Source organism: Streptomyces sp. NPDC046197 (assembly GCF_040646295.1).
Classification (GTDB): domain Bacteria; phylum Actinomycetota; class Actinomycetes; order Streptomycetales; family Streptomycetaceae; genus Streptomyces.
On the sequence record NZ_JBEYZY010000009.1, the window covers coordinates 256,291 to 263,564 of the forward strand.

Annotated in this window: 8 protein-coding genes; 3 read left to right on the forward strand and 5 right to left on the reverse strand. The window is 75.0% G+C overall.

Features of this window, described 5'->3' with window-relative positions; genetic code table 11:
- Positions 1-10: 10 nt before the first annotated feature.
- The 3 genes from AB0A61_RS15890 to AB0A61_RS15900 all read right to left on the reverse strand — a co-directional run bounded on the left by AB0A61_RS15890 (position 11) and on the right by AB0A61_RS15900 (position 2,732).
- Positions 11-790, reverse strand: a complete 780-nt coding sequence (locus AB0A61_RS15890; protein WP_361291957.1) for a polysaccharide deacetylase family protein — start codon at positions 788-790, stop codon at positions 11-13.
- Between the two features lie 88 nt (positions 791-878).
- Positions 879-1,883, reverse strand: coding sequence for a DMT family transporter (locus AB0A61_RS15895; protein WP_361291958.1), 1,005 nt, complete (start codon positions 1,881-1,883; stop codon positions 879-881).
- A gap of 6 nt (positions 1,884-1,889) precedes the next feature.
- On the reverse strand, positions 1,890-2,732 hold the full coding sequence (locus AB0A61_RS15900; protein WP_361291959.1) for an SDR family NAD(P)-dependent oxidoreductase: 843 nt from the start codon (positions 2,730-2,732) through the stop codon (positions 1,890-1,892).
- A gap of 278 nt (positions 2,733-3,010) precedes the next feature.
- Between AB0A61_RS15900 and AB0A61_RS15905 the strand changes: the two genes are divergently transcribed.
- Positions 3,011-4,075 carry a galactosyldiacylglycerol synthase gene (locus AB0A61_RS15905; RefSeq protein ID WP_361291985.1) on the forward strand — a complete coding sequence of 355 codons (1,065 nt, stop codon included), beginning with the start codon at positions 3,011-3,013 and terminating at the stop codon, positions 4,073-4,075.
- A 43-nt stretch (positions 4,076-4,118) separates the two neighbouring features.
- On the opposite strand, the gene AB0A61_RS15910 is transcribed toward AB0A61_RS15905, so the two are convergent.
- Together AB0A61_RS15910 and AB0A61_RS15915 are read right to left on the reverse strand one after the other, a co-directional pair.
- A complete protein-coding gene (locus AB0A61_RS15910; protein ID WP_361291961.1) occupies positions 4,119-4,577 on the reverse strand; it encodes an RpiB/LacA/LacB family sugar-phosphate isomerase in 459 nt (152 codons plus the stop codon).
- A gap of 118 nt (positions 4,578-4,695) precedes the next feature.
- Entirely contained in the window at positions 4,696-5,808 is a 1,113-nt protein-coding gene (locus tag AB0A61_RS15915; RefSeq protein WP_361291987.1) for a serine/threonine-protein kinase, read from the reverse strand.
- Between the two features lie 280 nt (positions 5,809-6,088).
- Here AB0A61_RS15915 and AB0A61_RS15920 point away from each other — a divergent pair, with 280 nt between their 5' ends.
- Both AB0A61_RS15920 and AB0A61_RS15925 read left to right on the forward strand, forming a co-directional pair.
- Positions 6,089-6,244 carry a hypothetical protein gene (locus AB0A61_RS15920; RefSeq protein ID WP_361291963.1) on the forward strand — a complete coding sequence of 52 codons (156 nt, stop codon included), beginning with the start codon at positions 6,089-6,091 and terminating at the stop codon, positions 6,242-6,244.
- Between the two features lie 88 nt (positions 6,245-6,332).
- The gene (locus AB0A61_RS15925; RefSeq protein ID WP_361291965.1) at positions 6,333-7,130 is read left to right on the forward strand and encodes an HAD-IIA family hydrolase; all 798 of its coding nucleotides are present in this window, start codon (positions 6,333-6,335) and stop codon (positions 7,128-7,130) included.
- The last annotated feature ends 144 nt before the right edge of the window (positions 7,131-7,274 follow it).

Below are 7,274 nucleotides of genomic sequence, written 5' to 3' on the forward strand. Positions count from 1 at the left end.
GGCGCCGAGGTCACCCGAGGCCGGGCGCGCCTCGCGGGCCGACGCGTCCGTGCCGGTCCTCGGGCACTCCGTGCTCGGCGAGCGGGCCCACCGCCCATCCGGCGTCCCGGCAGGCGGCGACCAGGCCCGGCAGGGCCCCGAGGGCGGCGCGCCAGCAGCCGGGGGACGAGGTGCGGTCGGAGTCGTGCAGGAGGATCGTGCCTCCCCCGCGCAGGTCGGCGCCGACCGTCAGGCGGACGGACTCGGCGGTGGCGTCCGCCGTCCAGTCCCGGCCCCAGGCGGTCCACAGCACGGGGCGCAGGCCCGCCCGCCGGGCGGCGGCCCAGCGTCCCGCGGTGAGAATCCCGTACGGCGGGCGGTACCACTGCGGCCGCCGGCCCGTGGTGTCCTGTACGACGCGCACCGCCCGCTCCGTCTCGCGGACGTCCCTGACCGGGGCCGGCAGCCAGGGACGGGTGTGGGTCCAGCCGTGGACGGCGAGTTCGTGTCCGCGCTGCGTGATCCGCCGGCTGAGCTCGGGATGCCGTGCCACGCTCTCGCCGAGGACGAAGAAGGTGGCGCGCACGGCCAGCCGGTCCAGGGCGTCGAGGAAGTACGGCGTGGACTCGGGGGCGGGTCCGTCGTCGAAGGTGAGCGCGACATGGTCGGGGCGGCCGGCCCCGGCGAGCCGCGGGCAGCAGACGGCGCGCAGTACGGGCAGCCAGGTCGCGGCCGGAACGACATGGGCCGCCGCGACGGCCGCGAACGGCGTCACGATCGAGAGGGCCGCGGTGCGGCGTGCAGGGCTCACGGCGGGCCGCACTCCTCCCGCGGGGCGCCTCCCTCCCACAAGCCGCCTCCCTCCCGCGAGCCGCCCCGCTCCCGCGGGCTGTCGCGTCTCACCGCTGCCGCCTCCTCACGGGCGCTTCGGCCCGCGCACGTGCCGGGTCGTGATCCGCCTCCGTCGCCCTCTCGGTGTCCCACTTGCCCGACACCGCGGGGGCGCGTGCCAGGCCGACCGTGCCCACCGCGAGCAGCCCGACACCGAGTGCCTCGGGCAGCAGCCGCACGCCCAGGGCGATGTGTTCGCCGAACAGCGCCCAGCCGAGCGCCACGCTCGTCAGGGCGTCTCCGAGGGTGAGCGCGGGTTGCGAGGCGACGAGGGTTCCGGCGCGGAAGGCGCACTGCAGCAGTGCGAAAGCGGCCAGGCCGGTGACGGCCGTGGCGTACGGCGGCCAGTCCGTCAGCAGTTCGGCGAGGCCGTGCGGGAACCGCCCCGTCACCTCCTTCAGGAGGGCGGCCGTGGCCGCGAACAGGACGGCCGACGCCAGGCCGAGCACGGCGGCGCGGGGCGCGCCCGTGACGAACCGGGTGGTGCCGACCAGGACGAGCACCACGCACAGCAGGACGACGCCGACGGGCAGCCACCGCGCGCTGTCGGCCGTGTCGCGTCCGGGGGCGGGCGCGGCCGCGAACAGGAACACGGCCAGCCCCACGGCGAGGGCCAGGAAGGACAGCCAGGTGATCCGGTCCGGGCGCCGGTGGAAGACCACGCTGCCGATCGCCAGCGTGAACAGCAGCTCGCTCGCCAGCAGCGGCTGGACGAGGGAGAGGCTCCCGACGGCCAAGGCGGCGGCCTGGAGCACGGCGGACCCGGCGAGCAGGGCCGCCCCGGCCACCCAGTACCGCCGCCTCAGCCGCCGGGACCGGCGGGAGCGCCTGCCCGTCTCCTGGTCCGCATCCGGTTGCTGCGCGGGCCCGTGCCGCGCCTCGGGGCCGTCCCTCGTTCGGCCGCCGCTGCCGTCGGAGGCCGGTCGCTCGGTGGCCGCGCGGCGCATCAGTACCGAGGCCGAGGCGTTGGCGAACGCGGCGAGCAGGGCGAGGACGACGGTGAGCGCGCTCACCGTCACTCATCCGAACCGTGCGGCGAGGCGCCGGTAGAGACCGGGTGCGACGGCGCGGACCCGGCCGGGCACCCGCGTCCAGCCGGGCACGTACACGTCGTCCCGGCCGCGTGACACCGCCTCCCACACCGCGTCGGCGACCCGTCCGGCCGGTACGGGCTTCGGCCGGGACCGCCGGTAGGGGACTCCGCGGCGGTCGAAGAACGGCGTGTCCACGACGGCGGGCACCACATGGCTGATCCCGACCCCGGTTCCCCGCAGTTCGTAGCGCAGGGCGTCGGCGAAGGCGCCCAGTGCGGCCTTGGCGGCGGAGTACACCGCCTCTTCGCGCACGCCGACCGTGCCGGCCAGGGAGCCGATGATGACCACGCGGCCGCTGCCCCGCCCGACCATGTGGGGCAGCAGCAGCCGGACCAGCCGGACCGTCGCCAGGACGTTGACGTCGAACAGTTCGTCGATGAGGGACTGCGGCATGGTGCTGAACGGCCCGGCCCAGCCGACGCCCGCTCCGGCCACCAGCAGATCCACCCGGCCGGCGCTGTCGAGAGCGAATTCGGTCAGCCGCCGTTCCGCGCCGGGACTGGACAGGTCCGCCGGGAAGACGACACCCGAGGTGGCCCGTGCCACCTCGGCCAGCCGCGCGTGGTCCCGCCCGTTGAGCACCAGGCGCCAGGCGCCCTCCGCCGCGAGCCGCCGGGCCACCGCCGCGCCGATTCCCGAGGAGGCTCCGGTGACCAGCGCACACCCGCCCGGGGCCGCCGGGGCCTCGGTCCGCGCGGCAGACGGGCTTGCCGGTGTCTCGACCGGCGTTCCCGGCATGGACCGTGCGCGTGAAGGGGCGTGGGTCATCAGGCGCACCTCGGGGAGGGACGGGAGCGAGGGCCGCCGGTACGGCCTCCCGGGTGCTGAAGTATCCCGGAGGCCGCGCCCGAAACGTCCGTCGGGGCGTCGGCGACTCGCGTTCGTTTGACTGCGGTGGGTAGGGGTTACTCACTTCCAGTGTCATCCCAAACGACGGTGTCGCCACCGCTGCCCGCTCACGGGGACCCATGACGGACCACGCGCCCACCCGGCTCGACCGGGCACCGACGCACGAGGCCGAACGGCTGCTCGTGGTCACCGCGAGCATGGGAGCCGGTCACGACACGGTGGCCGCCGAGCTGGCCCGCCGTGCCCGCGCCGTGGGCAAGGAGGCCCACGTCGTCGACGTGCTGGCGCTGCTGCCCCACGGCCTGGGACCTGGGTTGCGCCGCTTCTACCGGGCCGCGGTGCGCGGCTTTCCCTGGGCGTACGCCGGGATCTACGCGGTCTTTCTCCGCCCCGGCCCGACTCCCCGGCCGAGCGGCACTCCGCTGGCGCGGCTGGCCGGCGAGCGGCTCATGAGCGCGGTGGAGAAGACGCGCGCCGATGTGGTCGTGCCCGTCTTCCATCTGGCCGCCCAGCTCACCGGGCACCTCAGGGCCCGCCGGGTGCTGGGTGTCCCCAGCGCCGTGGTCGTCGTCGACTTCGCCGTGCACCGGCAGTGGTTGCACCCGGGCAACGACCTCCATCTGTGTGTCAGCCACGAGACGGCCCAGGAGGTGCGCCGGGGCCTCGGCCGGCCGGCGGAGGTGACCGGCCCGGTCGTGGCGCCGGACTTCTTCACCGCGGGTCCGGGGACCGCCGAGTGGCGGCGGCGGTTCGAGCGGCACGGTCCGGGAAGGCCCCCCGTGCTGGTCTCGGCGGGTGCCTGGGGAGCCGGGGCCCAGCTGCTGGAGACCGCGCGGCTGCTGGCCGGCAACGGCTTCCTGCCGGTGGTGCTGTGCGGAGACAACGAACGGCTGCGGCGCGCGCTGTCGGGCGTGCCGGGCGTCCTCGTCCCGGGATGGGTGACCGACATGCCGGACCTGCTGCACGCCTGCGCCGCCCTGGTGGACAACGCGGCCGGCCAGACCGCCGTACAGGCGCTCGCCGCCGGGGTGCCGGTCGTCGGCCATCGGCCGCTGCCCGGTCACGGGACGGAGGGGGTCCGCCGGATGGCCGCTCTCGGGGTCTGCGACCACGCGCCGGACGGGGCGGGTCTGCTGCGGTCCCTGACCCGGCTGACGGCACAAGGGCCGGAGCGGGCACGGCGCGTCACGGCGGGGCGGGCACTGTTCCGGGGGGACACGCTGTCCCGCGTGGTCCGGACGGCGCGCGCCGATCGCCCGTAGTGCCGCCTGGCGGCCCCCGCAAACGGCCCTGTCTCCACTCCGTCTACAGGGGTACGGTCCTGCCGAGGTCCAGCCGGCCCACACGGGCGACGTTCTCCCGGTCCTCGGCGTCCTCGCTCGGCGCGGCGGCGAACCAGGCGTCGAGGATCTCCTTCAGCAGCGGCTCGGACGTGAGCCGCAGGCTGAGCGCCAGCACGTTGGCGTCGTTCCAGCGGCGCGCGCCGTCCGCCGTGTACGCGTCCGTGCACAGGGCCGCCCGTACGCCCGCCACCTTGTTCGCGGCGATGGAGGCACCGGTGCCGGTCCAGCAGCACACGACCGCCTGGTCGGCCGAACCCTCGGCGACGTCCCGGGCGGCCGCCGCGGAACAGGCCGCCCACTGCGGGTCGTCGCCGGGACGCAGGGCGCCGTGGGAGACCACGTCGTGTCCGCGCTCGCGCAGCTGGGCGACCAGCGCCCGGGCCACGGGTTCGTCCATGTCCGAGGAAACGGAGATCCGCATGTCTCGGACACTACTCACCGCGGACGCACGCTCCAAGGGCGGGGCGCGCGGGTTGGACCGGAACGCACCCCCTGCGACACCTCCCCTGGAGCAAGGCCGGAACAAGGCCGGAACAAGGTCAGAACAAGGTCATGCCGACGAGCAGCGCGGAGACGAAGACGACGGCGCCGCCCACGACGGCCACCGCTCGGTAATGGCGGCGCAGTGACGTCCGCAGGCCCGGGCGCCGCGGCGGGACCCGGTGCACCGTCGTGTTCCAACCGGAGGCGGCGGCCGGGGCACCGGGTGCGGCCGCCGCGCGCCGGCCGTCGTCCGGGCCGCGCGACGAGCCGCCGTACGTGCCGTGCGACGAGCCGCGGTACGGGACCGGGAAGGGCACGTGGCCGGTGCCCGGCTGCTCCGGGGGCAGCGGCTCCGGTGCGCCGCGCCACGCACCGCCGCCGAACCAGTCCGCCGCCTGCCGGGCGGTGGGCCGGTCCTCGGGCCGTTTGGCCAGCATGCTCAGCAGGTACGCCTCGAAGGCGGGCGGCAGCGCGGCGCCCCGCTGGTGGGGCGGGACGGGCGGCGCGTCGACGTGCTGGTAGAGCAGTGCGGTGGCCGTTGTGGCCTCGAACGGCGGGCGCCCTACGGTCAGTTGGTAGAGCACACAGCCCAACGAGTACATGTCGGAGGCCGAGGTCGCCGGTGTGCCGATGGCGCGTTCCGGTGCGAGGTACAGGCCCGTGCCGACGATCTGCCCGGTCGTGGTGAGCCCGGCCGACGGGTCGTCCACGAAGCGCGCGATGCCGAAGTCGGCGATGCGGACGGTGCCCGCGCGGTCGCTCAGCAGGTTGCCGGGTTTGATGTCCCGGTGCACGATGCCCAGCGCGTGTGCCGCGGCGAGCCCCTCGGCCGCCTCCCGTGCCACCCGGGCGAGCCGTTCCGCCGCGAGCGGCCCACCGGCCGTGAGCTCCTCGGCCAGGCTCCCGCCCTCGATCAGCTCCATGACGAGGAACAAACGGTCCTCCCAGGCGCCGTAGTCGAACGTCCCGACCACATGGGGATGGTGCAGCCGCGCCGAGGTCTGCGCCTCCAGCCGGAACCGGCCGGCGGCCGAGGCGTCGGCTCCGTCGTTCAGCAGCAGCTTGACCGCGACCGGCCGGCCGAGCACCTCGTCCGACGCCCGCCAGACCTCACCCATGCCGCCCCGCCCGATGACCGTGTGCAGCCGGTACCGCCCCGCCACCAGCACCTGTCGTCCCGCCCTCAATCCCCGGAGTCCCACCCTCACGCCCGCGCCCCCCGCCCCGGTGCCACTGCAGCCGGGCGGGGGTTCCGAGCGCGGCAACCGCCCAATCCTAACGATCAGTTGACGCCCCGACCGACAGCAGCCGACCCGGGCCACCACCGCGGCGGAAGCGCCGACCGTACGGGTGAATATGAGGTCCTCTGTTCTTGTAAAGATATGTACAACTGATTATGGATGTAATCGTCGCCCTACCGGCTGATCCACTCGGGAAAGGAAGACGACCGTGACGCCTGTGACGTGGCTGCTCATCCCGTTCGCGACGGGCATCCTGGCGAGTGTCTGGGGCTGCTTCGCGGGGCGACGGCGTCGAAGGAACATCTGGAGGGACGTGGACCGCTACGACCGCCTCCGGGCAGCACTGTCCCGCGGGGCCTCCTAGGGGGTGTCCTGGCGCGTACCCCATCGGGTGGCACACGGCGTGGACCAGGGCGCGCGCGATGCGGGGTGAGGGTCGCTATGGTCGCCCCATGGCATCCGCGCGCTCGGTCCTGATCGACATCGACGGGGTCCTCACCGTCTCGTGGCGGCCGCTGCCCGGCGCGGTGCAGGCCCTGCGGGAGATCCGCGCGGCGGGGTTCCCGGTCGCGCTGCTGACCAACACGACGTCCCGCACGCGCGCGTCGATCGCCGACACCCTGGCGTCGGCGGGTTTCCCCGTCGGGGCGGACGACATCCTGACCGCGCCCGCGGTCACCGCCGCGCACCTCGCCGCACTCCTGCCCGGGGCGCGCTGCGCCCTGCTGAACAGCGGTGACATCGCGGAGGATCTGACCGGCGTCACCGTCCTCGACGTCTTCGACGCCGGCTCCGTCCCGGACGTCGTCATCGTCGGCGGGGCCGGTCCCGAGTTCGACTACACCGCGCTCAACCGGGCCTTCGGGCACCTGCAGCGGGGGGCGCGGCTGGTCGCCATGCACCGCAATCTGTACTGGCGTACGGACGACGGTCTGCAACTGGACTCCGGGGCCTTCCTGTTGGGACTGGAGGCGGCCGCCCGGACCGAGGCGGAGGTCACCGGCAAGCCCTCGCGCGCGTTCTTCGAGGCGGCGCTGACGCACCTGGGGGCGGCCGCGGAGGAGGCGGTGATGGTCGGCGACGACATCGAGTCGGACGTCCTGGCGGCGCAGCGCGCCGGTGTCACCGGAGTGCTGGTCAGGACCGGCAAGTACCTGCCGGAGACCGAGCGGGACGCGAGCGGACGGCCCGACCACGTCGTGGACTCCATCGCGGACGTGCCCGCGCTGCTGAACCGCCTGGCGCGGTGACGGCCGCTCGCCCAGGGGGTGTCGTTTGGATCACCGCGGGTCCGCGACCCCTGGCACGGCACCTCGCCGCGTTGTCGCATCACCCGAGTACGCCCGGTACGCGGGTCATGCTCCGCCTTGCGATGCACCGCACCATGCGCCGCG